Below are 23,561 nucleotides of genomic sequence, written 5' to 3'. Positions count from 1 at the left end.
CAGGGATTTTTATTGCCGTAATAAAGAGGAATGTCACTATGACTGACATGAAACTCAACCAGGAAAAAAAGGCCTGGAATACCACGCGCCAGCCGCGTCAAAAAACACCTCGTTACCTGATTGAAGATGAAGCCGGTTTCACTGCCGATGAAACGCTGGTGCGTCTACGCAGCGATGCGCTTGGCCTGAGTGAACGTGAAGCCGAGGCACGTTTAGGCGTGTATGGCCGCAATCAGGTTGAGCACGACAAAGCGCCACCGGCGTTATTGCAGTTGCTACAGGCGTTCAACAATCCGTTTATCTATGTCCTGATGGCGCTGGCGTTGGTGAGCTTTTTCACTGATTTCTGGCTGCCGCTGCGCAACGGCGAGGAGACCGACCTGACCGGTGTCATCATCATTGTGACGATGGTAACGCTCAGCGGTTTGCTGCGCTTCTGGCAGGAGTTCCGCACCAATAAAGCGGCGCAGGCACTGAAATCAATGGTGCGCACCACCGCAACGGTGCTGCGTCGTGAGTCAGCGCAGCAAGCGCCGCTCAAACAGGAAGTGGATATCGCCACGCTGGTGCCGGGTGACATCATCTATCTGTCGGCGGGAGATTTGGTGCCAGCCGATGTGCGTCTACTGGATTCACGCGATCTGTTTATCAGCCAGGCGATTTTGACCGGCGAATCGTTACCGGTTGAAAAATATGATGTCACCGGTCACGTCACCAGCAAAAGCAGCGGGGCCAGCGAACAAGGCACATCGCTACTGGAACTGGGTAGCGTTTGCCTGATGGGCACCAACGTGTCCAGCGGCAGCGCGAAAGCGGTAGTGGTGGCAACCGGCAGTGAAACCTACTTCGGCAGCCTGGCGAAATCGATTGTGGGTAACCGCTCACAAACCGCCTTTGACCGTGGTGTAAACAGCGTGAGCTGGCTGCTGATCCGCTTCATGCTGGTGATGGTGCCGATAGTGCTGCTGATTAATGGCCTAACCAAAGGTGACTGGCTTGACGCGTCACTGTTTGCGCTGGCGGTGGCAGTAGGTTTAACGCCTGAAATGTTGCCGATGATCGTCAGCTCGAATCTGGCGAAAGGTGCCATCGCCATGTCGCGGCGTAAAGTGATCGTCAAGCGTCTGAATGCGATTCAAAACCTCGGCGCGATGGATATTCTCTGCACCGACAAAACCGGCACGCTGACGCAGGACAACATCATTCTGGAGCATCATCTGGATTGTGCTGGCGTGGAGAACTCACGCGTGCTGATGCTGAGCTGGCTCAACAGCCACTATCAAAGCGGTACGCTGAATCTGATGGATCGCGCCATTTTGCAGTACGGCAAAAACCGCGTCAGCGAGGCGGTAGGCGATACTTATATCAAAGTGGATGAACTGCCGTTTGATTTCATTCGCCGTCGCGTCTCGGTGGTGGTGCGCGATCGTCGTCTCAATCAACAAATGCTGATCTGCAAAGGCGCGGTGGAAGAGATGCTGAGCATCGCGACTGCCGAGCGTGAAGGCAAACTGGTGCAGCCGCTGAACGAAACGCGTCGCGCAGAGTTGCTGGCGTTGGCACATCAATATAATGAGCAGGGTTTCCGCGTGCTGCTGGTGGCGAGCCGCGTGCTGGCGGAGCCGGGTTTACAGCAGCCGCTGAGCGTGGCGGATGAGCAAGGCTTAACGGTTGAAGGGCTGCTGACTTTCCTCGATCCACCGAAAGAGAGCGCCGCCAAAGCCATCAGCGCGCTGCGCGACAATGGCGTCAGCGTCAAAGTGCTGACCGGCGATAATCCGGTGGTCACCGCCCGCATTTGCCAGCAGGTTGGCATCGATAGCGGCGCCATCATCACCGGCGACCAGATTGCCCTGATGAGTGACGAGCAGTTGGCAGAAGCCGCCGCGCAGAGTTCAGTATTCGCTAAACTCACGCCGCTGCAGAAATCACGCATCCTGCGCGCGCTGCAGCAGCAAGCCCACACCGTTGGCTTCCTCGGCGACGGGATTAATGATGCGCCGGCACTGCGTGATGCCGATGTCGGGATTTCCGTTGATAGCGCGGCGGATATCGCCAAAGAGTCCTCCGATATCATCCTGCTGGAAAAAGATTTGATGGTGTTGGAAGAGGGCGTAATGAAGGGACGCGAAACCTTCGGCAACATCATCAAGTACTTGAACATGACCGCCAGCTCTAACTTCGGCAACGTGTTCTCGGTGTTGGTGGCGAGCGCCTTTATTCCGTTCCTGCCGATGCTGGCGATACATCTGCTTATTCAGAACCTGATGTACGATCTGTCCCAGTTGGCGCTGCCATGGGACAAAATGGACCGCGAGTTCCTGCGCAAACCGCGTAAATGGGACGCGCGTAATATCAAACGCTTTATGCTGTGGATTGGGCCAACGTCGTCGATTTTCGATATCACCACCTTCGCACTGATGTGGTACGTGTTCGCGGCGAATACGCCAGAAATGCAGTCACTGTTCCAGTCCGGCTGGTTTATTGAAGGCCTGCTGTCGCAGACGCTGGTGGTGCACATGCTGCGCACGCAAAAGATTCCGTTTATCCAGAGCCGTGCAGCGCTGCCGGTGTTGTTGACCACTGCGTGTGTGATGATCGCCGGCATTCTGCTGCCGTTCTCACCGCTGGGTGCGATGGTGGGATTGGTGCCGCTGCCGTGGTCTTACTTCCCATGGCTGGTGGCGACGCTGCTCGGTTATTGCGTGGTCGCGCAGGGCATGAAAATGCTCTACATCAAGCGCTTTGGTCAGTGGTTTTAAACACATGGAGGCGAAATGCGTAACCGCAATCTCAATAAGGTGGTGTTTCACCTGATACTGATGATGATCGTCATCGTGGTGTTAACGCTGGTGTTTCGTTAACGCGAAGAAGGGCAGGATTTCCTGCCCTTTTCTTTACTCTTCGTCTGGCTTGTAATACTGCACGCCGATCTCAATGCGCTCGCGGCCGCTGGCTACGCGGTGGCGATTACTGTCGCGCAGCGAATAGATGCAGCCGCAATACTCTTGCTGATAGAAGCGTTCGCGCTTGCTGATCTCAATCATGCGTGACGAGCCACCACCTTTACGCCAGTTAAACTCCCAATAAAGCATATCGGGATAGTGCGCCGCAGCACGCACGCCGCAGTCGTTGATTTGCTGCATATTCTTCCAGCGCGATATACCGAGTGAACTGGTGATCACCGGGAAGCCGTTTTCATGCGCATACAGCGCGGTGCGTTCAAAGCGCATGTCGAAACACATAGTGCAGCGCACGCCACGTTCCGGTTCCCACTCCATGCCGCGCGCCCGCTCAAACCAGTTATCTTTGTCGTAATCGGCATCGACAAAGGGCACGCCAAACTGCTCGGCAAAACGGATGTTCTCCTCTTTACGCAGCTCGTACTCTTTCAGCGGATGAATGTTCGGATTATAGAAGAAGATGGTGTAATCGATGCCGGAAGCCAGCATCGCTTCCATCACTTCGCCCGAGCAGGGCGCACAGCAGGAGTGCAACAGCACTTTGTTGTGACCGTTGGGTAAGGGCAGCGGCTGGCGGGTAAAAGTGTCAGACATGAGCTTTAGTGGTTAATGGAGTGTTGCGTAAAGTCTAAGGGGATAGCGCGGAAGATGCAAAGTTGAGAAAAAACAGGCAATAAAAAAGGCCGCAAAAGCGGCCTCTTGGTTGAGCGAAGAAAGTTATTCAGTCACTTTCTTTTTCAGATCGCTGGCACCTTCTTTGGTTTTATTCCAGCCTTTCTGCGTGCCTTCTTTGGTGGCATCCCAACCTTTCTCAGAACCTTCTTTGGTTTTGTTCCAGGCTTTCTGCGTACCTTCGCTGGCTTTGCTGGTCATGCTGTCGCTTTTACCTTCAGCGGCATGCTTGGCTTTGAGCTGCTGCTCTTTACCTTCGTTCTGCGCCTGATGCAGTTTTTCTTTAGCGGTGTTAGCACCGGCCTGCGCGTTAGCGACAGTCTCATCAGTTGCATGTGTGGTCGCGGCAAAAGCCGAAGAAGCCATCAGAATGGCTGACAGTGCAATAATGGTCTTTTTCATAATTCCCTCTTTCATGAAATATGTCGTCTCAGGTATTCATCCTGGCATAGGCCGGGATGGAAAGATTTAAGAATAAACCAGGAATGAAAAAGGTCTAGTTTCGTTGGTTAAATCGACACCAGATAGCATTTTAGGTTGTTGCAGAGAGTGAAGGGAGCCACCTTGACGGTGGCCCTCGTAGCATTAATCTGCCAACTGCTGCGCAATCGCGCTATACATTAACGCCGCTTCAAGTGGCTGAGCATTCATCTTAGGTTCAGCTTCCGGCCAGGTTGACCATTGCACGATCACCAGGTTTTCAGCACGGTTCACCATAATCACCTGACCATAAATTCCCAGCGCCCACAGGGAATTTTTCAACGCTTTATCGGCGGTTGGAGCGACATGTTGCGCATTGGCGGCAACCGCGTTGTTCCACCACTGATAGCCATAGGTGCCTTCAGGATGAGCGGCGGATACCGAGTTACTTGCCTGCGTCCAGTTGGATGCATCATCCAGCCAGTGATCGGGCAATATCTGCTGACCATTTGGCAAACGACCATCATTCATAATGAACAAGCCGAAGCGGCCCCAATCTTCCAGCGTGGCGTTAAAGCCATGCGCGCCCACGTCGTGCTGGCCTTTGGCATAGGTATGCCACACGCCATCGCTGGCCATGCCGTAAGGCTTCCAGATGGATTGCTCCAGCCAGGAGGCGATTGACATGCCGGTCGCTTTCTCCAGGACATCGCCGAGCAACCACGCACCGCCGGATGAGTACGACCAGGATTCTCCCGCCGGATGTGCGCGATGCAGCTGTTTGATGATATTGCGCACGCAATCGTAGGTGCCAGGGCGCGCTTCACACTGCGTCAGATGCGCAAAGTCAGAGTTGGGATTGGTGTAATCCTCGTTCCAGGCAACACCGGAAGTGTGCTGGATCAATTGCTTCAGCGTGACGCCATCCCAGGCGCTGCCTTTGAGATCTGGTTCGTAATCCGTCACCCGATCGTCAAGTGAATGGATTTTATCTTGCTTGATAGCAATGCCTACCAGCGTGGAAACGACCGATTTGCCCACTGAACGAGACGTCCATAATGTCTGGTCGGTGTTGCCTTCGCCGAGATATTTATAGGCAATTTTCCCGTTCTTTAGCACCAGCATGCCGCTGACATTTTCCCGTTTCAGGTAATCGGACAATGAATAGCGTTCGCCGTTAAAGGTGTAAGAAGCATCGGTCAGCGGCTTGCTGGCGGCTTTTAATGGCGTCGAATCGCCGTGATGAAATACATCGCCCGCATAGTTGCGGTAATCATTGCGGAATCCCACCACACGATCGGCCTGGCTCCAGCTCAGCATCTGGTGCGGATCCGGCAGCTTTTTATCAAAAGGCTGCGGACAAGATTGCAACATTACGCCGCCGCAATTTTGTGTTTCCGCCGCGAAGGTGTGCGAGGCGAAGGAAAGGGCGATCGCGCTTAGCGATGCGGCCATCAGGATGGGTTGTAAAAGACGTATTTGCATTTTGTTCTCTGCGCTTGAGGAGTGATTACGCAGCAGTATATGAACGGTTAATCCCCTGATAAAATCACTAAATGGGGGAAAAACCCTCTAAATTATGGGATCTGTTATGACCGCGTTGCGCTACTCTTTTTCGCAAATTGAAGCCTTTGCCACGATTGCTGAAACCGGCAGCGTTTCGAAAGCTGCCCTGTTGCTGGGGAAGGATCGCACCACGGTGCGTGACTTGCTGGATTATCTTGAAGATGCGTTGGGTTACACGCTGTTCTTACGGGAAGGGCGCAGGTTACTGCTGACGGAAAAAGGCCAACAGCTGCATCGTCAGGCGCATCTTTTTCTGCGTCAGGCGCAGGCATTTGAATCCTACGCGCGTGCATTGCCTGTTGCCGTCGAGCAGGAACTGGTGCTGGTTTACGATCCTTTCGTTCCGCACGCTTTTCTTCACGCGGTGATTGAATACATGGCTGAGAAAAACATCCGTTTTAGCGCATGGAGTGGTACGCGTGATGAGGCTGAAGCGGCGCTCAAAAATGGGACGGCGCATGTTGCTATCTGCCAGGCGCAGCACCGTACGTTGGGAAATGAGATGGAATGGCAGGCGCTGGGCACCATCGAACTTAATTTTTTCGCCGCCCGCACGCTGTTTCGCGATCAGCCGCAGCCGGTGACGCTGCTTGATCTGTCGCTGATTCCGCAGTTGGTAATGCATCCCCACCACGATGAACAGATTAGCCGAAGGCTGCAAATTTCTGGCAAGTCCCTGTTCGTTAACGATCGCGCCATCCTGCAGCATTTGCTGGAAAGTGGTGCGGGTTGGGGATTCCTGCCGATGCATTTTCAGGCTCAGCAGTGGCGCAATGTGCAGCTATTGCCCACCGAAGTCGGCAATCAGGGTTTGAATGTTACGCTGGTAACGTTATGGAATCCGGGGGGCAATAAACATGCGATAGCCGAAGCGTTTATTGCCAGCCTGCCCGAGATGTGGAGCAGCATCTACTCTTCGTCGCGTTCTTTAGCAGCACGCTGACGATCGTAGAACTCATCTTCTGCGGCGATGATCTCATCCATCAGCGAATTCATATCCACTTCATGCAACTCTTCTACGAAGAGACCGGTAAGCGGCGTTTCTGGCGTCAGCTTTCCGTCTTCATATAACTGCCAGATCTCTTTCGCATAGCGGGTTTGCAAAATCTGTGGAGCGTATTGCCCGTAATAGGCGGTGATGTTATTCACATCGCGCTCAAACATCGATTCCGCGTGGTTGTTTGCCGCGGCATCGACAGCTTGCGGCAAGTCGATAATGACCGGTCCGTTGGCATCCTGTAGCACGTTGAATTCCGACAGATCGCCATGAACAATACCGGCGCACAGCATGCGCACGATATTGCGGATCATGGTATCGAAATCCTTCATGGCGTTCTCTTCGGAGAGGAACACATCGCTCAGGCGTGGCGCAACCAGGCCTTCTGCGTCTGTGACTAGCTCCATCAACAATACGCCGTCGATGCAAATGTAGGGCTGTGGGACGCGTACGCCGGCATTTGCCAGGCGGAATAACGCATCAACTTCGGCGCTTTGCCAGGTCTCTTCTTGCTGCTTACGTCCGAATTTCGACCCTTTTTGCATCGCACGTGAATTGCGGCTGTTACGGACTTTACGTCCTTCCTGATAATGCACGGCCTGCTTAAAACTTCGTTGCGTGGCGTCCTTGTACACTTTGGCACATTGGATTTTGCCGCCCGTTAACACGGTATAAACGTCAGCTTCTTTGCCGCTTCTTAGTCTCTGTAGTACTTCATCTACCAGGCCATCATCGACGAGAGGCTGGAGTCGGTTTGGGATTTTCATGCGAGTCGCCTTGAAAGAGTCCAGATACAAAAAAGCCCGTAAGGCTTGCGCCATACGGGCTCTTAGGACTTCATCGAATGACTCTGGTAATCATCGATGGAGAATTTTGGTGGGCTGGCGGAATCTGAACTTCATCCGCAAGCTCATGAATTTAGGTGTTTTTATCTAATTCAACTTTGCGTTGTGTACCTAAACGTGTACCAATTATTAGATCTCATACCCCGGAACGGCAGAGCAATGATAACGAATGCACGACGCTAAATCCAAAATAAAATGATTTGAGAGAAAAGTGTTCACACTGTTCACCTTTGATTTTTATTTATTAAATTCATTGTGTTAGGTAGTGAAGGGTTTGAGGTGGGATGTACACTAGTGTGCACTTAGGGTCATCACCTAAGTGAAAAAGATAAAAACCGGCTAAAGCCGGTTATTGGCGATGTGTATAAATGAACAAACATCACTATGATGTGAAGTAGTTAAGCGTATATCCACTGTTCACATCTACAGTTAAATGGCGCTAAATACAGTTGTTTCAGAGTTCTAACACCTGTTCTTCGCTAAAGACCATAGTCCTGACCTCTCGCTCAAGTATTGGTTTCATGATCATTTTACTATTCACAGGAACAGTAAATTTACCCAGAACCATCACATTTTTACTCAACGGGAATATTTTTGGGCTTATATTAATTAGTTGAATTGTAGGATATAAATCAGGCTGTCCATTTATCTTTTTAGGTGTTCCTTCAATAAATTGTTTGTTACCAAAATGTGATATAGGTGTTCTAACTACATGGACTTTAATAATTACAGCTACTTGAGCTATATTAACCGTTTGTAGATACTTCGATAATTGGTCTAGCTGGAATGTTTCGTAAAAAAAATCAGACCAAGTGACTGTATTTGTTGCTGTAACAATTTTTATTGTATTTTTTAAATGAGGGTTAGCTTTTCCATAATCATAGATCTCTCTTAAACTAAGCATATTTTTCACATATGGTGCTTTCCTTCCTTTTTTAACATACACTCGATCTGTTGTATCTGAAGGAGGGGTTATTTGCATTGCCAATGCTTTCTTTCTTATTAGAGTAGAGTCATCTACATCTAGGATGTGGAGCCGAAATATATTATTTCCATTAGCAAGTGCTCTGCGGATATCATGGCTGGAATCACCGGCATGAATCGTATCCATACCAGAAGTCGCATATTGGCAAACTTCGTTGTGTAAATTACCTTTTTCCAATCTGAAGAAAGCAGGTATGTGTTGAGTCTTGTTATAACTTCGCCGGATGTAGCTCTTAACATAAACTAGGTGAGCACTACAATTTTGATCAGGACAAGTGAGCGGGAAGGTGTTTATTCCATGGGTGAAGGATATAACATCGACTAAAATTTGATTGTTGTCAATTGCTTGTGTGATTTTAATTCCGCTCATTATATCTTCTCCTTAATCAATATTTGTGTGCAGCTTTCATCAAAGCTGTTAATAAGTCATGCTTTCTTTTTTATTAAAGTTAGAATTTTGCATAAATTGAAAATGTGAGTGCAGTTCTAGCACATAGTATAAAATTTTTTGTTAAAGGCAATATGTAAGATGCTTATCATCTGTGAATATGCGGTTTTTATTCAACAACATAAATTGCTGTAGATTTGATTTAGGTAAAAGTTAACATGAAGTAGTGATGTCAGTTCCTCATTTGAAGCTGTCTATTATGGTCATAAGTAATGCCATCAATTTATTCCGCATTACATAAAACCGGCCTAAGCCGGTTAGTATCTTAATAATTCAGTGACTGCATGCCGGTAACCAATCTGCTTCACTATCCTCATGTAGCGTGAGGTTAGTCTGAATACCGTTATTCGTTCGGCGCTTGAGCAATACGCGCTCATACTCTTTCAGCGTCTGCGGTACTGCCTGGCCGAAAGCTGTCAGGCTGAGCGGGTGCTGATGCCCGCGCGATTCCATAAACGAGAGATACGCATGATAGAGATAACGCTTCGGGTTTATTGGGCGGATGTTGGCGTTACCGATAAACAACCCGTTCGGTGTGCTCAGTGGCATCAGATAGCCACAGAAATCTACCAGCGGATCGGCCTGTCGCTTTATCTCAAGCGCTTCACCTGAGGATTGCTGCGCCTGCAACAGCTCGCGCGCTTCATCATCTGACGCAAAGCGCTGCATCAGATGACGAACAATGACGGCCAGCTCGGCGCTGATTTTTTCCAGCAGCAGCGGGTCGCGCTCTTTTGCCGGAATTACTTCCGGGAAGGTCAGGATTACCCGGCGACGTGACACGCCGCCGCTGCGATCGCTAAAACGCATAGGGTTGTTGTTCACCGCCAGAATAACCGCCGGGATGTGGGTTGAATAAGCGTCGCGATACTTCGGATCGATGGCTACCGCATCGCCTCCGGTAATCGCCTTGATGCCTGCGCCGTCGCCGCTCCATTTCTCCTGATCGGGCAGAATAATCAGCGAGAATCCCACCACACTGGCGCGTTCACGTGATGATTCCAGCGTGTCGATAGTGGCTGACGTTGTGTTATCGCGGCCAGCGAGCAGCGTGGCGATCGAGGCTAATACGCTTTTCCCGCTTCCACCTGGACCAGTTACCTCAAGGAACATCTGCCAGTCGTAGCGGTTTGCCAGCACCATAAATAACGCCGCGAGGATGCGCTCCTGCTTGTCGTCATTATGTCCGGCCGCCCGCGTTAACCAGCGGTAGAAGTTAGGAGCGTGGTCTGCGAGATTTTCACCGGGGCGCGGCGCGGAGTATTCAACGCTGTTTACCGTGCGCAGCCAGTTCTCGCGACGATGTGGGTTGAATGTACCGTTAGTTGTATCAAAAACGCCGTTACGGAAACCAATCAGGCGGCGCGCCGGTTCACCCATTTGCGGCACCATCAGCTTGAGCGTATCGAGTACGCTGCCGATTCCGGCTGCTGAAAACGGTGCGCGCACCTTCTGAAACAGCGCGGCGATCTCACGGCGAAGCATCTGCACCGGCATCACCTGCCAAGCGCCGTTATCATAGCGGCAGATTTCCTCGCCTAAAGGCGGCACGGCCAGCGCCTGGCCGTAGTGATCGACAAGCAACTCCGCCTTTTCGCTGGCGCTCATGGCTTTGAGGTCGGCTTCGCTCACGGACTCAAATGGGCTTGGCTTAAGAGGCTGAGTGAAGGCGGTAAGAAGCGCCTGCGTTGCGATGTCGCCTTGTGCCTGCCAGACGTCGTTCCAATCGCCGGTTCCCGGCGGCAAAGCGGCTTTACCTTTGCAGGCTTTCGCGGCTTCATCTGCCTTTAGCTGACCTGTGCCGTTATCGTCGCGATCGGCGGCAATCAGCATCAGCGCATCAGGATTGGTTTTGCGTAGCTGCGCGGCAAGCGCCGGCAGGTTATTGGCGCTGAGTGCCACATAAACCGGTTGCCCCATCAGGCGCTGCACTGTGAGGCCAGTTGCATAGCCTTCGGTGAGCCACAGCGTTTTGCCGTCAGGCTCGCCTGCAAGGTGATAAGCGCCTTTCACCTGTCCGCCGGGCAGGGTGCGCTTGTCGCCAGCGGCGCTGATTAGCTGGATGTTAAAGGCGTTGCCGCTTTCGTCGGTCAGCGGCACAACCAGATCGCCAGCCGCAAAACTGATACCGCCACAGCGCAAACCGGCAGCCAGCGTTAACGCTGTAGTGCTGTGCAGCCCTTTCGATAAAAGGTAGGCGTTATCCGTGCGACTGACGGCGGCGGCGATCAGCTTCTGCGCCCGCGCTGCGGCCTCAGATTGTGCGGCGGCTTTATCCGCTGTGTTCGCCGGTGCTTTTGACACCGGTGGCAGCGCGCCGAGCATATTGGCGATTTTGATTGCCGCCTCTTTGGCGCTGACGTCTAGCGCCTTTTCAACCAGATTCAGGCCGTCACCGGCTCCGCACTGATTGCAGTACCACGTCCCGCGCCCGTCCTGATTATCAAAGCGGAAACGATCTTTACCGCCGCAAACCGGGCATGCGCCGTGTCTGCCGCTGGCGTGAATGCTGATGCCCAGCGCGGGCAGCAGTTGCGGCCAGAATCCGGTGGCCGCTTTTACCGTGTCAGAGACAATGTGTTTCATCTGCTGGATCTCCCTCAGTGCAACGTAGCGCGGCGAGTCGCGGCAAGCTGGCTGCAAAACAGCTCATCCATCATGGTTGCGCCAAGGCGAGTCAGGCGCGGCGGCGCGGTCAGCAGGTCAGGCTCAACCATATCGCCCAGCATGGTGCAGGCCATTTCCATTCCGGCTTCTGCGCCGTGGCGACGCACGTAAAATCCCTCAAGCTCAAGCGCGATGGTCATCTGCAGCTCGTCGAGCGTTGCCGAAACGGAGATCCCCAGTGTTTTGCAGGCGTTGAGATACCCCTGCGCCAGTGCGCGACGGTAAACGGCAGTGCGGACTTCAACAGGTAAGCAGGAATTATTAGCGGACATCATGGCGAGCCTCCGTGGCAAACATAAGGGATTCACAGGTTTCAACGACTTTACCGAGCTGGTCGGTGAGAAGGGCAACGACAGACGCGAGTGCAACACCATCCGGAACACAGTCGCTGGCGCTCATGCAGTTAACCGACTCGAACATGTCGAGAACGGTGACTCCAACAGAGTGCGCGTGCTGCAAACGAAGAAAGTCGGCGTGTGGAATGGGATAGGTGTCTTGATTATTCAGGCGCTGAGAAAGGGTGTTCATGCGATCACCGCCTTTACTGGCACGCGGCCAGCGAAGCACAGGACATAGTCGCGAATGAAGTTGGCGCGGGCTGTGCGCTCGTCTTTTGCCGCAAAGCGCAGCATACAGGGACGGGCAGCGCGATTGGTGCGGCGCACAGCGGCGAAAATAAAGGTGAATTTGGGATGAGCGGTGTTAATAACCGTAGCCAAGATGGCAGTCTCCTTGAAGTAGTTGTAATAACTACCACCGGAGTTCCTACACTCAATGGTGGTAGCCCAGACGGGGGTAGGAATACCGGCCTTCAAGGACACCGGCCAGCCCGAAGGCTGCCCCGCCTGAGCCACCATTGCCTGATAGGCATGACGGTTCACAGACCGCCACGCTGAAAGCTGGTGCACTAAGGCAACGACATAAAAAAACACGCATGGCGCGTGTATTGTCGCCTTGAAGTAACTCGGGTTCCTACGCCCGGCTGCCGATTTTGCGGCAGCGCGAAAACTGTATAACGACCGCTCGCCAGAGAAAAGGCTTTTTTCGTTCATGGGTGCATTTTCCCTAGCAATCGGTCAGGCCTTGATCGGACTGCTGCGGATTTGATCGGCGTTTGCTGTCAGCTTTGCCCGTTATGTGTTTTCTCGAGTGAGCTTTTTTGCCCATTACCGAAATATGGCCGTGCATCCCGCTGCTAAAAGAAGGTGAGGTTGGTGGCTTATCACTGAGTGCGTTTTTTAGGCTTTCAGCAATGAAGGCTGCTTCATCTTTGGTCAGAGGAAATGAGCTGGTGTTGAAATTCAGCGTGATCATGCTCTACCTCCGTCGCGCTGAGCGATGCGTGACTGCATCCAGCGATCAATTTCAGAGGCCAGCCATCCAACGTTTTTGCCGCTGAGGGAAATCTGCGCCGGAAACTGCTCACGGCTGATTAAGTCATAAATAGTTGAGCGGGAAAGGCCGCAGGTGTTAATCACTTCCGGCAGGCGCATAAAGCGATCGCGGGGATAAGAAACCTCACCAGTAAATGGCGGCAGTGGGGTTGAAATGGATGAAGCTGCGTGCACGGTGTTACCTCATAATGAGTCCGGCCGGTGTTGTCCGGTTCCGGGTGTGTCTTTGGGTAACTCCCTATTTTGAGAATATTATACCTAATGTAAACAACCCCTTGTACGGTGGTCTCTGGCTAAGAAGTGATCAAAAATTCATCAGTTGGTTAATATAGGTCAATATGGGTCAATATGGGTATTTGAGTGCTTTCGGTGCCTTCATTAAGAAGTAAAAGTAATTGATTGAGATTTATTAATAGGAAAAAACTGTGGAATAGGCTTGCCAGAAAAAGGCTGGATTTATAAGAGCAGTGAAGACTAGTGAACACCGAGTGAAGACTTTATCAGTAACTGTTCACTACTTTACTTACTGTATTTATTATCTTTTTTTCTTTAGTGAACAGTAGTGAATAGTTTTATAAGAATTAAAAGCCTTTGAAGTATGTTCCAGCCGCAATTTTGGGTTTGTTTGCTGAGCGACAGGCAGAAAGCAATGAAATGATTTGTCCGTTGGTGCACGACAGAATGTCCTCATCCTTTACAGAAGATGCGAGACAACGATGAGCACAGCAGAAAACAAACCAGCCACACTGATTCGATTTGAGAAAGCGCGAGCGGAACACACTGCGCAGATGACGGAATTTAATAGTGTTGTCGCTAATATCACCCGTTGCGAAAAAGAGCGTCAGGCCGCTATCGAGGCAGGTAAGGAAGCGGAGAGCAACTGGCGAACTAATTTTCGAAAATTGCGAGGTAATCTCACAGAGGAGCTTCGTACCGAGCATACTCAGCGTATTGCCAACCGCGAGCTGGCTGATGAGTTCGCAGGACTGTTGAAGGAACTGGAGCTGGATAAGCAGTACGCCGTGCTGTGCTGTTGTACCAGCGGTAAAAAATACGTTGAAGCACATAAAGATGCTTTTACTGAGTTTGCTGACTCGCATTGGGAATCGGCACTGCGTAACGTCAGCCCTTCGTTGCTATGGGCGATCAAGCTGCGCATTCAGCGCGAAAAAATTGCCTCAACCTTTGTCGGAGACGATCGCGACCCGATCCGCGATATCGCTGGACTGATTGGGGAAGCCTTGACGCGAGCTGCGGCCGCGCTGCCTGAAAGTATTTTAGATGAAGCTCCATTACTGGAATACATCGGTGTCCGTCGTCCGGCTCTTACGGGGGTTGATATGGATCTTTATTCGCTTCCTATACGCCGTCAGAAGATGGCGGAATCAATCCGGGCGCAGCGTTTAAAACTTCAGGAGGACGACCAGAAATGATGCACTGTCCTTACTGTAAAAGCCCGGCGCACGCTAAATCCAGCCGCTATATGTCCGAGCAGGTAAAAGAGCGTTATCACCAGTGCACGAATCTGGATTGCTCCTGCACGTTTAAGACGAATGAAAGCATAACGAAAGTCATAACCTCGCCGCCACCACCGGAAGCAGTTGAGGAAGTCGCGCCAATACCAGTTAAAGAACGGCAGACGTTAGGCCGATACGGCTCAGCATTTCGAATCACTCATTAATCTTCGCAGCCGCTAATCACATAGCGGCTTTTTTGTGCCTGCTATTCGTTGTTTGAAGCCTTTTTTCAGGCAAGCCGCTTTGTAAAGAGCCGTGCATGCATAGAGTGCATGGATTCGCATGCAAAACCACACGTCAGCGGGATGCGTTGAGGCCAGACAGGCCGCGGATTCAATAGCTTTATGCACCTGCATGAAAAGCGGTGCATAAAGCGGGCAGGCGAGGGGGGGATAGCATTGCGCGCGAGCAGTAAAACCAATTCACAATCGGTATCTATATCTCATATCTAACTTAAAGATACTTCGGCGTATGGCACAACCAAGAAGGCAGAGATGTCGCAAGTAAAATGTAGGGAGAGGGATGGCCTGTTCTAAAATAAACTGAAAAATCACTAATGTTTTGGTGAAAAATCAATCGCATTTCTCATTCTGCAGTTGTAAATTTATTCTTAGTCAGTGTTAGATTAATGCTGTCTATAAATACAGTGCATTGGACGTGCATCTAAATAGATGTAGAACAATTCTAATGCGTTAGTTTAATTGCTACTGGGAATTGATTATGGAATTATCAAGAGGATCGGAATGGAGGAAGTGGGATCTTCATGTCCACACGCCAGCTTCAGTACTTAATAACCAATTTGGAGATTGGGATTCTTACGTCCAGGAATTATTTAAAGCTGCAATCAGAGAAAATGTTCAAGCAATTGGTATAACTGACTACTATATACCAGAAGGTTATAAAAAAATTAAAAAAGACTACCTTTTAAATGAGAGGAAGTTAAAGGAACTATTTTCTGATTCAGAAATCGATTTAATACGTAAGATTTATTTATTTCCTAATATTGAATTCAGGATAAGTAAATTGCTTACCAGTGAGGAAGACAACAAAGATTGGGGTAATAAATTTAACTACCACCTTTTGCTTTGTGGCGATTTAGATATTGATGATATTGAATCGGAGGTGATTTCTCAGCTCAGTATTGAATATGATGCGTCTATAGGAGTAGCCACAGAAAAAAGACCTTTAAGAAAACGCACTATTGAAGAATTTGGAAAACGTCTCAAAAAGGAACATTCAGGGTTCAAAGGAAGTGATTTTTTTGTTGGTGCATGTAATGCTTCAATTAATGAGTCTGATCTAGCAAGATTATTAAAAGGTAATAGTCGCTATAATAATAAATATATGTTGGGAATTCCAAGTGATGAAGACTTAAGCCAAGTTAGTTGGAACTCACAAAGTCATAGTATAAGAAAGAACTTAATAAAACAGGCTCATTTTATTTTCAGTTCCAATCCAAAAACAGTTAGCTTTATGTTGGGAGAGTATAATAAGGAGCAACATGTAAATGAGTTTGGTGAAATTAAGCCCTGTCTATGGGGATCTGATGCACATTCTTTAAAGGAGCTATTTAAACCAAAATTGAATAGACATACTTGGATCAAAGCTAACCTCAATTTTTCAGGTTTAAAACAAGTTGTATATGATCCAGAGTCTAGGGTTAAAATTCAAGAAAACAACCCACAACAAAAAAATGACTATCAGATTATTAAGCGTGCAAGATTTATCAATAAGTCTTCGAAGAAAACATTTACTGAAGAATGGATAAACTTCAATGCGGATTTGAATACTATAATCGGCGGGAAATCCTCTGGAAAGTCTCTTTTGTTGTATAACTTAGCAAAAGCTAATAATAACGATGAAGTAATCGAAAAAATGACTCTTGCAAAGATGTCGCCATATACACAATCTCAAGCTTATGATTTTGAGGTAGAGTGGAATAATGGTGAGTTATGTAAACTGTCTGATGAAATAACTAAACCTATAACCTATATACCTCAGTTATATATTAATCAACTTGCGGAGAGAGAGGGTAAGAATGATTTGAATGAGTTGATCAGCAAAGTGTTATCCCAGAGGGAAAACTTTAAAACAGAAACAGAATCTATCAAGAGTGTGATTTCTGACAACAATATTAATATATCCACTAAGTTGAGTGAGCTTTTTTCCTGTATTGAACAATATAACTCATTGAAAAAAGAGTGTATTGAAATTGGCATCAAGGGAGATGTTGAAAAACAAATCAGAGAGTTAAATAATCAGGCTGAAGAGCTTAGGAAAAAATCAGGATTTTCAGACCAAGAACAAAAAAAATATACTTCCCTGATGTTACGGAAAAAATCTTTACTTGGTCGCAAAGAATTTTTGATAGACATGGATAAAACTACAAAAGAGGTTGCTCTCTCCTATAAAATAAATTCTACAGTTATGTTTTCAACTTTACTCACATCTATTAAGAAGGATGTTGTGTACGATGTGCATTCAAAAGTAATTAATGATTACTTTGAGTTTATAAATTCATCTTTGCAGTCTGTATACCCCAGTATAGAGTCAAAGTTACATGATAAAATCAAGGGGATACCTTATTGGATGAGTAAAATAGAAAGTGAGACTTCAAAAGTAGATGCTTCTTTACTTCCATTTACTGCAAAAATTAAAGAACAATCAAAGTTAAAAGAGCTTAGTGATAAGCTTATCGTTGAAAATGCAAAGTTGAAGCGTATTAACGAGAAGCAGGCTGAAATTGATAAACAAACTCAGATAGGAACTGATATTAAAACGTCTCTACAAAATAGCTATCTATTAGTAATGGATGGGTATAATTCTATAGTTTCTTTAGTAAATAATCCAATCAATTCCTTCGACGATGAAATTACAGTTCAAGCTGAAGTTAATTATGATGGCGAGCAGTTCAATGCTTTCTTAGATTTATTTGATCGTAGGGCTAACTTAACGGAATTCATGGCAGGGCTATTGGATGCAAAAGGAAATGTTTTATATGACCATGAAAAACACGCTCATAAAATTACATTGGTATATGATAAAATTAGATCGGGTAAAGAATTGCCTAATCTTAAAAGTGGTGTTACTGCTAAAGATCTCCTCAATAAATTATATTCTGACTGTTTTAGAATTGATTATTCAGTTTTCTACAAGAATGATGAAATACTTCAGATGTCACCAGGGAAAAGAGGGTTGGTACTTATGAGTATTTTATTACATTTAAGTAATTCTGAGCATCCGATTTTAATTGATCAGCCAGAAGATAACTTGGATAACAGGACTATATATGATCAACTCAAAGGTTACATACGGAGTAAGAAACTAGATAGGCAAATAATAATGGTGACTCATAATGCTAACCTAGTCGTTTCTACCGACTCTGAATGTATAATCGTGGCCAATCAGTCCGGGCAGCAAGTAGGAAATGAAAATGAGAAATATCAATTCGAGTATTGCTTCGGATCTTTAGAGGATAATGAAATGGATGTGAGTAGGAAGGGGATTCTATTTGAAAATACAATCAGGGATCATGTATGCCATATTCTCGAAGGAGGGGTTAAAGCTTTCAAAGAGAGAGAGATAAAATATGGAATGAAACACTAGTTATAGGAAGTGACTATGAACTCATAGTCACTTGTAATTAATTAACGGACGAAGTTTCCCCACCAGTTCATTATCTCGATTCGTCTGTTTAAATAAGTGGAGCGGTTATACGCTCTCCTAACTTCATTTTTATCACTATGTGCAAGGGCTGCTTCTATAACATCAGCACTGAATCCCTGTTCATTTAGAGCAGTGCTTGCAATGGAACGCAGCCCATGTGCAACTAGTTTTCCACCGTACCCAATGCGTTTCAAGGCAGCATTTGCTGTTTGGCTGTTCATCGGTTGTTTCGGATCGTTCCTACTTGGGAAAACATGTTCTCTATGCGCGCTAATGGGCTTCATCACCTCCAAAATCTCTATAGCCTGAGGTGAGAGAGGAACAATGTGTTGGCGTTTAGCTTTCATCCGCTCAGCTGGAATCGCCCATAATTTAGCCTCAATATCAATCTCTGCCCACCGAGCACCTGAAGCCTCAGAAGGACGCACAAGAGTTAGGAGCTGCCACTCAATAAGACAGCGAGTCGGGACTGACAGATTCGACATGACTATAGAACGCATCAGGTTAGGTAATTCTTCTGGCCGCAATGTGGGCATGTTTTGCTTTTTAGGCTTTTCAAAAGCCATGCCTACACCTGATGCAGGGTTGGCATCAATCAACCCCGTGTTGACTGCATAAATCATGACCTCGTTAATACGCTGCACCAAGCGGCGAACTGTCTCAAGCGCGCCGCGAGCTTTAATCGGCTCCAATGCTTCAACGATCGTTCTAGCCTTGAGCGCTTGAACAGGAATCTCACCAATCGTAGGGAAAATGTCTTTCTCCAGCGATCGCCAAATATCCTTAGCGTAATCCTCGGTGACGCTTTTACTTTTGAGTTGAAACCACCTCCCAGCCACAACTAAGAAAATGCTATCCAGCTCAATTTGCCGTTGCTCTGATACTTCCTCTTGTTGCTTCTGCGGATCAATCCCTTGCGCAAGCATCGTCAGATATTGGTCACGCATTTGGCGTGCGACAGCAAGCGTTAGGGCAGGGTAAGAGCCAAGGCTGAGATTTGTGCGACTGCTGCTCTTTGGCCGCTGATAGCGAAAACGCCAAAGCTTCTTACCTGATGTTTTGACGAGCAGGAAAAGGCCGTCGCCATCATGCAGTGTGAAGTCTTTCTCCTGAGGCTTAGCTTTGAGGATTTCATTATTGGTGAGTGGGCGTGTCATCCGCGCCATGACTGGTTTCCGTCCATAATTGGTACACGTTTTTGGTACACATTATAACGTGTACCAATTCGTGTACCAATTATCTCTGGATTCAGGCGGATCGTCTCGGAAGGTTACAGACACAAAAAAGCCCGCAGGGCTTGTGCCGTGCGGGCTTTCAGGACTTCTACGGATGACTCTGGAATCATCTTCGAAGGATTTTGGTGGAGCTGGCGGGAGTTGAACCCGCGTCCGAAATTACTACACCGTCGGCACTACATGCTTAGTCAGTCTTTACATTCGCCGGCCAGCTGCGGACAGACACGCCACTGACAAACTAGCCTGATTAGATTTAGTGCTTCAACCCCAGGCAAGGCATCCACACGATCTCTTTTGGGTTTGACCTCTCTTGATCCCCGTCTTAAGAGCGGAAGCTAGGGAGAGAGGGCTTCAAAGCAGGTTATTAAGCTGCTAAAGCGTAGTTTTCGTCGTTTGCGACTATTTTTTTGCGGCTTTTTACGAGGCAAACCGCCCCTCGGCATGCTCCTAAGGCTTCACAATCCCGTCGAGTCCAGAATCAGCCCCAAGAAATTTCAATACTACAGACAAGTGGCGTCAAGATCCAGCGCTTAACGCTTTGAATTCTTCATAATACGTGCTTTATCCATCTTCCATTCGCGCTCTTTAACGTCGTCACGCTTGTCGTGCTCTTTCTTACCGCGCGCCACACCAATCTTCAGTTTGGCCCAGGCATTTTTCCAGTACATCGACAGTGCAACCACGGTAAAGCCTTCACGGTTAACGCGACCATACAGCGAATCGAGTTCGCGTTGTTTTAGCAGCAGCTTGCGGCTTCGCGTGGGATCACACACCACATGCGTTGAAGCCACCGCTAGCGGCTGGAAAGTAGAGCCGAACAGGTAAGCTTCACCATCGCGCAGCAGAATGTAGCTATCGCTGATGTTTGCCTTACCGGCACGCAGTGATTTGACTTCCCATCCTTGTAACGACATACCCGCCTCGAACTCTTCTTCAATGAAGTATTCATGACGTGCGCGTTTATTGAGGGCAATAGTGGCTGAACCGGGTTTGTTAACTTTTTTCTTTGTCATAGTGCGGCGTAGTCTACATCACTCAGTTTATGGGCGCATCCCCTGTCCTGCAGGGCGGTAAAAAACACTCCATTTTAGCACAGCAAGCAAAGCCGTGAATTTTTGTTTGGTGACCGAAAATGGTATTATTCAATGGTTTTGTGATGAACAGGAACCATTATGGCCCAGATTAGTCGTTCAGCGCTGGTCCCTTATAGCGCTGAGCAGATGTACCGTCTTGTGAATGACGTGGATGCTTATCCTCAGTTTCTGCCGGGCTGCACCGGCAGTCGCGTGCTGGATAACAGCGGAGATCAAATGACCGCGGCCGTTGATGTCTCGAAAGCCGGCATCAGTAAAACTTTCACCACACGCAATACGCTGATCAGCAACCAAAGCATATTGATGCAGTTGGTTGATGGCCCGTTTCGTAAATTGACCGGCGGCTGGCATTTCACCTCATTGGGCGATGATGCCTGCAAAGTTGAGTTGAACCTCGATTTTGAGTTCACCAATATGCTGGTAGAAATGGCGTTCGGCCGCATCTTTAAAGAGCTGGCGAACAGCATGGTGCAGGCGTTCAGTCAGCGCGCGAAAGAGGTTTATCGTGCCTGATATCAGCGTGGAAGTGGTTTACGCACTGCCGGATAAGCAGTATTTGCGTGCCGTCACGCTTGAGGAAGGCGCAACCGTTGAGCAGGCGATCAAGGCGTCGGGGTTGTTGTCACTGCGTAAAGATATTGACCTGAACTCGAATAAGGTCGGTATTTATAGCCGCCCGGTAAAATTGGCTGATGTCGTGCAGGATGGTGATCGCATTGAGATTTATCGTCCGCTGATTGCCGATCCGAAAGAGTTGCGGCGTCAACGCGCAGAGCGTTCAGCTGAAAAGAAATAGTCAGAAGTAAAAACTAAAAAAGGCGCTTAAGCGCCTTTTTTATTGCCGTTCACTTAGCCTTCTTTGCCAGTGAGCTTCGGCTTATTGTCGATGTTGGTCAGCGTTCCGTTGCTGTCAAAGGTCAGCGTCAGGGTTTGCTGTTTCACATTTTCATGACCTGGTTCCTGGCGGAACACGTAGTACCAAACGTTGCTGCCAAATGGATCGCGCATCATCGGCGTACCGAGCGTGTAGGCAACCTGCTGCTGCGTCATGCCGTTATGAATCTTCGACACATCGTTGGCGACCAGGTAATTCCCCTGATTGATATCCGGACGATACACAACGCGCTCAAGGGTGGAACATCCAGCGGTCATCATCAACATTACTACTGCCGCGGCAGTCAGCGTTTTACAGCGCATCTATACATTCCTTTTCTGGGGCCAAACGCCTTTCAGCAGGCTATTTTTTTGCCATCAAATTCTGAACTCTGCCTGCGGCAGGCTTTATTATTCAGACGACATAGCTGCCGATGATAATAAACCTTTTCGCTATTTGAAACCTCTACAGAGCAAGCATATGACCACCAGCCGGGAAAAAAGTGCGGTATCAAGCGGCTAAAAGTTCTTTAGCGTTGGCCAGCGTGTTGCGCGTTACCTCGCTGCCGCCCAGTAAACGCGCCAACTCTTGCAGACGCGCGCGTTTATCCAGCGGCTGCATATGGGTTTCTGTCATCGCACCATCCGTCTCTTTGCTGACGTAGAAGTGCTGATGACCGCAGCCAGCAACCTGCGGCAGATGCGTGACACACATCACCTGCGTTGACTCGCCTAGCTGACGCAGCATTTGGCCTACCACTGCGGCGGTTGGGCCGCTGATACCGACATCCACTTCATCGAAGATCATTGCTGGCGTTTCCATTTTCTGTGCGGTGATCACCTGAATTGCCAGCGCAATACGCGACAGCTCACCGCCGGACGCCACTTTACCCAGCGGCTGGAGCGGTTGACCTGGGTTAGTTGTGACGCGGAAATCAATGCGCGTTGCGCCATCTGCAGTGAGTTGATCGGCATTGAACTCCAGCACGATAGCGAACTGGCCGTGCGGCATTGCCAGCGTGCGCATGCTTTGGGTAATCAGCTGGCTCAACTCTTGAGCGGAGTGTTCACGCAGTTGATGCAGATTTTCAGCACTGACTAACGCGGCTTTATGGTGAGCGACGACTTCAGATTGCAAGGTTTCCTGATCGCTCTCTTGCTGCGAAAGCAGTTCCGCTTCATCAAGCAATTGCTGATAAAGCACCGGCAAGGTTTCAGGTGAGACATGATGCTTGCGCGCCAGTGCGATCTGACGTGACAGGCGTTGCTCCAGCTCATGCAGGCGATTGGGATCGAGATCCAGACGTTCACAATAGTGACGCAGTTCATCGCTGGCTTCACTGAGCTGAATTGCGGCTTCTTCCAGTAGATTGAACACGCCGCTGACTTTATTATCCAGCGTCACCAGTTCACCCAGCATGTGACGGGCGCTATACAGCAGGCTCTGCAGGTTGGTGTCATCACCATCGGCGAGAATTTGCAGCGCTTGCTGACTGGTGGACAGCAACTGGCCGCTGTTCGCCAAACGTTTGTACTCTTCATCAATCTGTTCAAATTCGCCCAGCTGCGGGGCAAATTCATTGAGTTCTTTCAACTGATATTGCAGCAGCTCGCGACGGGACTCACGCTCTTGCGAGAGCTGCTGATGCTGCGCCAGTGCGCGGCAACTCTGATGCCAGCGCTGATAGTGCTGGCGCATTTCAGACAGCAAATCATCGTGGGCTGCATAAGCATCCAGTAGATGTTTTTGGTGATCGGATTTGAGCAACAGCTGATGAGCATGCTGGCCGTGAATCTGAATCAACAATTGACCCAGTTCACGTAGCTGGGATAACGGCACCGACGTGCCGTTGATGAAGCCACGCGAACGACCATCCGCGCTGATCACACGACGCAGCAAACACTCATTGCCTTCATCCAGTTGATTCTCCACCAGCCAGCGCTGTGCGGAAGGCGAAGCTTTGAGTTGGAAGCGGGCGCAGATATCCGCGCGACTGGCACCCTGACGCACCATATCTGCTTCAGCGCGTCCGCCCAAACACAGGCCTAACGCATCGATAGCGATAGATTTACCTGCGCCGGTTTCACCCGTGATCGCCGTCATACCACGATGAAAGTCGATCTCCAGTTCACGAACGATAGCAAAGTTACTGATGGTCAGTTGTGCCAGCATAGAATCACCTGTATGTAAAAACAGATATGGTTTTACATACAGTATAT

22 protein-coding genes and 1 other RNA gene are annotated in these 23,561 nt (G+C 48.9%); 7 read left to right on the top strand and 16 right to left on the bottom strand.

The genetic code is table 11. From position 1 onward, the window contains the following. The first annotated feature begins 38 nt into the window (after positions 1–38). Entirely contained in the window at positions 39–2,762 is a 2,724-nt protein-coding gene (mgtA, locus tag VIJ98_RS14880; protein ID WP_008101586.1) for a magnesium-translocating P-type ATPase, read from the top strand. 135 nt (positions 2,763–2,897) lie between these two features. Here mgtA and VIJ98_RS14875 read toward each other — a convergent pair whose 3' ends face one another. The 3 genes from VIJ98_RS14875 to VIJ98_RS14865 form a co-directional block, all read right to left on the bottom strand. Further along, positions 2,898–3,557 (bottom strand): epoxyqueuosine reductase QueH, encoded by a 660-nt coding sequence (locus VIJ98_RS14875; RefSeq protein WP_323274700.1) that lies wholly within the window; start codon positions 3,555–3,557, stop codon positions 2,898–2,900. 123 nt (positions 3,558–3,680) lie between these two features. Next, positions 3,681–4,037, bottom strand: coding sequence for a hypothetical protein (locus VIJ98_RS14870; protein WP_008101580.1), 357 nt, complete (start codon positions 4,035–4,037; stop codon positions 3,681–3,683). A gap of 183 nt (positions 4,038–4,220) precedes the next feature. Then, entirely contained in the window at positions 4,221–5,540 is a 1,320-nt protein-coding gene (locus VIJ98_RS14865) for a serine hydrolase (RefSeq protein ID WP_154155583.1), read from the bottom strand. A 106-nt stretch (positions 5,541–5,646) separates the two neighbouring features. Here VIJ98_RS14865 and VIJ98_RS14860 point away from each other — a divergent pair, with 106 nt between their 5' ends. Continuing rightward, positions 5,647–6,564 carry a LysR family transcriptional regulator gene (locus tag VIJ98_RS14860; protein ID WP_154155585.1) on the top strand — a complete coding sequence of 306 codons (918 nt, stop codon included), beginning with the start codon at positions 5,647–5,649 and terminating at the stop codon, positions 6,562–6,564. Here the strand turns inward: VIJ98_RS14860 and VIJ98_RS14855 are convergent. From VIJ98_RS14855 to VIJ98_RS14820, 8 genes are all read right to left on the bottom strand, one after another. Next, positions 6,531–7,385, bottom strand: a complete 855-nt coding sequence (locus tag VIJ98_RS14855) for a PA4780 family RIO1-like protein kinase (RefSeq protein ID WP_036647485.1) — start codon at positions 7,383–7,385, stop codon at positions 6,531–6,533. The two genes, VIJ98_RS14860 and VIJ98_RS14855, sit on opposite strands and share 34 nt — an antisense overlap. Positions 7,386–7,917: 532 nt before the next feature. After that, on the bottom strand, positions 7,918–8,817 hold the full coding sequence (locus tag VIJ98_RS14850; RefSeq protein WP_323274696.1) for a hypothetical protein: 900 nt from the start codon (positions 8,815–8,817) through the stop codon (positions 7,918–7,920). Between the two features lie 351 nt (positions 8,818–9,168). Next, positions 9,169–11,481, bottom strand: coding sequence for a primase-helicase zinc-binding domain-containing protein (locus VIJ98_RS14845; protein ID WP_323274694.1), 2,313 nt, complete (start codon positions 11,479–11,481; stop codon positions 9,169–9,171). Positions 11,482–11,495: 14 nt separating this feature from the next. Beyond that, positions 11,496–11,837: a DUF5375 family protein gene (locus VIJ98_RS14840; protein ID WP_323274692.1), complete on the bottom strand. Its 342-nt coding sequence runs from the start codon at positions 11,835–11,837 to the stop codon at positions 11,496–11,498. Next, positions 11,824–12,090 (bottom strand): hypothetical protein, encoded by a 267-nt coding sequence (locus VIJ98_RS14835; protein WP_323274690.1) that lies wholly within the window; start codon positions 12,088–12,090, stop codon positions 11,824–11,826. Before VIJ98_RS14835 ends, VIJ98_RS14840 begins: the two co-directional genes overlap by 14 nt. After that, positions 12,087–12,614, bottom strand: coding sequence for a host cell division inhibitor Icd-like protein (locus tag VIJ98_RS14830; protein WP_323274688.1), 528 nt, complete (start codon positions 12,612–12,614; stop codon positions 12,087–12,089). Before VIJ98_RS14830 ends, VIJ98_RS14835 begins: the two co-directional genes overlap by 4 nt. Before the next feature lie 13 nt (positions 12,615–12,627). Further along, complete coding sequence (locus tag VIJ98_RS14825; RefSeq protein ID WP_323274686.1) at positions 12,628–12,876, bottom strand: hypothetical protein; 249 nt, start codon at positions 12,874–12,876, stop codon at positions 12,628–12,630. Then, on the bottom strand, positions 12,873–13,130 hold the full coding sequence (locus VIJ98_RS14820; protein ID WP_323274684.1) for an AlpA family transcriptional regulator: 258 nt from the start codon (positions 13,128–13,130) through the stop codon (positions 12,873–12,875). The genes VIJ98_RS14825 and VIJ98_RS14820 overlap by 4 nt, the downstream gene beginning before the upstream one ends. Positions 13,131–13,672: 542 nt before the next feature. Between VIJ98_RS14820 and VIJ98_RS14815 the strand changes: the two genes are divergently transcribed. From VIJ98_RS14815 to VIJ98_RS14805, 3 genes are all read left to right on the top strand, one after another. Further along, positions 13,673–14,389: a hypothetical protein gene (locus tag VIJ98_RS14815; RefSeq protein WP_323274683.1), complete on the top strand. Its 717-nt coding sequence runs from the start codon at positions 13,673–13,675 to the stop codon at positions 14,387–14,389. Continuing rightward, positions 14,386–14,637 (top strand): ogr/Delta-like zinc finger family protein, encoded by a 252-nt coding sequence (locus VIJ98_RS14810; protein WP_323274681.1) that lies wholly within the window; start codon positions 14,386–14,388, stop codon positions 14,635–14,637. Before VIJ98_RS14815 ends, VIJ98_RS14810 begins: the two co-directional genes overlap by 4 nt. Before the next feature lie 556 nt (positions 14,638–15,193). After that, on the top strand, positions 15,194–18,079 hold the full coding sequence (locus VIJ98_RS14805; protein WP_323274679.1) for a TrlF family AAA-like ATPase: 2,886 nt from the start codon (positions 15,194–15,196) through the stop codon (positions 18,077–18,079). A 41-nt stretch (positions 18,080–18,120) separates the two neighbouring features. Here VIJ98_RS14805 and VIJ98_RS14800 read toward each other — a convergent pair whose 3' ends face one another. The 3 genes from VIJ98_RS14800 to smpB form a co-directional block, all read right to left on the bottom strand. Beyond that, complete coding sequence (locus VIJ98_RS14800) at positions 18,121–19,305, bottom strand: integrase domain-containing protein (RefSeq protein ID WP_323274677.1); 1,185 nt, start codon at positions 19,303–19,305, stop codon at positions 18,121–18,123. A 192-nt stretch (positions 19,306–19,497) separates the two neighbouring features. Next, positions 19,498–19,860: a transfer-messenger RNA gene (ssrA, locus tag VIJ98_RS14795) on the bottom strand. A gap of 44 nt (positions 19,861–19,904) precedes the next feature. Further along, positions 19,905–20,387: an SsrA-binding protein SmpB gene (gene smpB / locus VIJ98_RS14790; protein WP_007886141.1), complete on the bottom strand. Its 483-nt coding sequence runs from the start codon at positions 20,385–20,387 to the stop codon at positions 19,905–19,907. A 159-nt stretch (positions 20,388–20,546) separates the two neighbouring features. Here smpB and VIJ98_RS14785 point away from each other — a divergent pair, with 159 nt between their 5' ends. Together VIJ98_RS14785 and VIJ98_RS14780 are read left to right on the top strand one after the other, a co-directional pair. Then, positions 20,547–20,981, top strand: a complete 435-nt coding sequence (locus VIJ98_RS14785) for a type II toxin-antitoxin system RatA family toxin (RefSeq protein ID WP_008101549.1) — start codon at positions 20,547–20,549, stop codon at positions 20,979–20,981. Next, positions 20,974–21,264 (top strand): RnfH family protein, encoded by a 291-nt coding sequence (locus VIJ98_RS14780; RefSeq protein ID WP_061718029.1) that lies wholly within the window; start codon positions 20,974–20,976, stop codon positions 21,262–21,264. Before VIJ98_RS14785 ends, VIJ98_RS14780 begins: the two co-directional genes overlap by 8 nt. 53 nt (positions 21,265–21,317) lie before the next feature. Here VIJ98_RS14780 and bamE read toward each other — a convergent pair whose 3' ends face one another. Both bamE and recN read right to left on the bottom strand, forming a co-directional pair. Continuing rightward, complete coding sequence (gene bamE / locus VIJ98_RS14775; protein ID WP_323274675.1) at positions 21,318–21,665, bottom strand: outer membrane protein assembly factor BamE; 348 nt, start codon at positions 21,663–21,665, stop codon at positions 21,318–21,320. A 187-nt stretch (positions 21,666–21,852) separates the two neighbouring features. Further along, complete coding sequence (recN, locus tag VIJ98_RS14770; RefSeq protein ID WP_154155625.1) at positions 21,853–23,514, bottom strand: DNA repair protein RecN; 1,662 nt, start codon at positions 23,512–23,514, stop codon at positions 21,853–21,855. Positions 23,515–23,561: the final 47 nt, after the last annotated feature.

This window comes from Pantoea sp. S18 (assembly GCF_045689705.1).
GTDB lineage: Bacteria > Pseudomonadota > Gammaproteobacteria > Enterobacterales > Enterobacteriaceae > Pantoea > Pantoea symbiotica.
The sequence above is the reverse complement of the archived record's forward strand: the minus strand, read 5'-3'. Positions and strand labels throughout refer to the sequence as shown.

Coding starts and splice junctions, on each gene's coding strand:
- mgtA (WP_008101586.1), top strand. CDS start 39: ATGACTGACATGAAACTCAACCAGGAAAAAAAGGCCTGGAATACCACG.
- VIJ98_RS14875 (WP_323274700.1), bottom strand. CDS start 3,557: ATGTCTGACACTTTTACCCGCCAGCCGCTGCCCTTACCCAACGGTCAC.
- VIJ98_RS14870 (WP_008101580.1), bottom strand. CDS start 4,037: ATGAAAAAGACCATTATTGCACTGTCAGCCATTCTGATGGCTTCTTCG.
- VIJ98_RS14865 (WP_154155583.1), bottom strand. CDS start 5,540: ATGCAAATACGTCTTTTACAACCCATCCTGATGGCCGCATCGCTAAGC.
- VIJ98_RS14860 (WP_154155585.1), top strand. CDS start 5,647: ATGACCGCGTTGCGCTACTCTTTTTCGCAAATTGAAGCCTTTGCCACG.
- VIJ98_RS14855 (WP_036647485.1), bottom strand. CDS start 7,385: ATGAAAATCCCAAACCGACTCCAGCCTCTCGTCGATGATGGCCTGGTA.
- VIJ98_RS14850 (WP_323274696.1), bottom strand. CDS start 8,817: ATGAGCGGAATTAAAATCACACAAGCAATTGACAACAATCAAATTTTA.
- VIJ98_RS14845 (WP_323274694.1), bottom strand. CDS start 11,481: ATGAAACACATTGTCTCTGACACGGTAAAAGCGGCCACCGGATTCTGG.
- VIJ98_RS14840 (WP_323274692.1), bottom strand. CDS start 11,837: ATGATGTCCGCTAATAATTCCTGCTTACCTGTTGAAGTCCGCACTGCC.
- VIJ98_RS14835 (WP_323274690.1), bottom strand. CDS start 12,090: ATGAACACCCTTTCTCAGCGCCTGAATAATCAAGACACCTATCCCATT.
- VIJ98_RS14830 (WP_323274688.1), bottom strand. CDS start 12,614: ATGAACGAAAAAAGCCTTTTCTCTGGCGAGCGGTCGTTATACAGTTTT.
- VIJ98_RS14825 (WP_323274686.1), bottom strand. CDS start 12,876: ATGATCACGCTGAATTTCAACACCAGCTCATTTCCTCTGACCAAAGAT.
- VIJ98_RS14815 (WP_323274683.1), top strand. CDS start 13,673: ATGAGCACAGCAGAAAACAAACCAGCCACACTGATTCGATTTGAGAAA.
- VIJ98_RS14810 (WP_323274681.1), top strand. CDS start 14,386: ATGATGCACTGTCCTTACTGTAAAAGCCCGGCGCACGCTAAATCCAGC.
- VIJ98_RS14805 (WP_323274679.1), top strand. CDS start 15,194: ATGGAATTATCAAGAGGATCGGAATGGAGGAAGTGGGATCTTCATGTC.
- VIJ98_RS14800 (WP_323274677.1), bottom strand. CDS start 19,305: ATGGCGCGGATGACACGCCCACTCACCAATAATGAAATCCTCAAAGCT.
- smpB (WP_007886141.1), bottom strand. CDS start 20,387: ATGACAAAGAAAAAAGTTAACAAACCCGGTTCAGCCACTATTGCCCTC.
- VIJ98_RS14785 (WP_008101549.1), top strand. CDS start 20,547: ATGGCCCAGATTAGTCGTTCAGCGCTGGTCCCTTATAGCGCTGAGCAG.
- bamE (WP_323274675.1), bottom strand. CDS start 21,665: ATGCGCTGTAAAACGCTGACTGCCGCGGCAGTAGTAATGTTGATGATG.
- recN (WP_154155625.1), bottom strand. CDS start 23,514: ATGCTGGCACAACTGACCATCAGTAACTTTGCTATCGTTCGTGAACTG.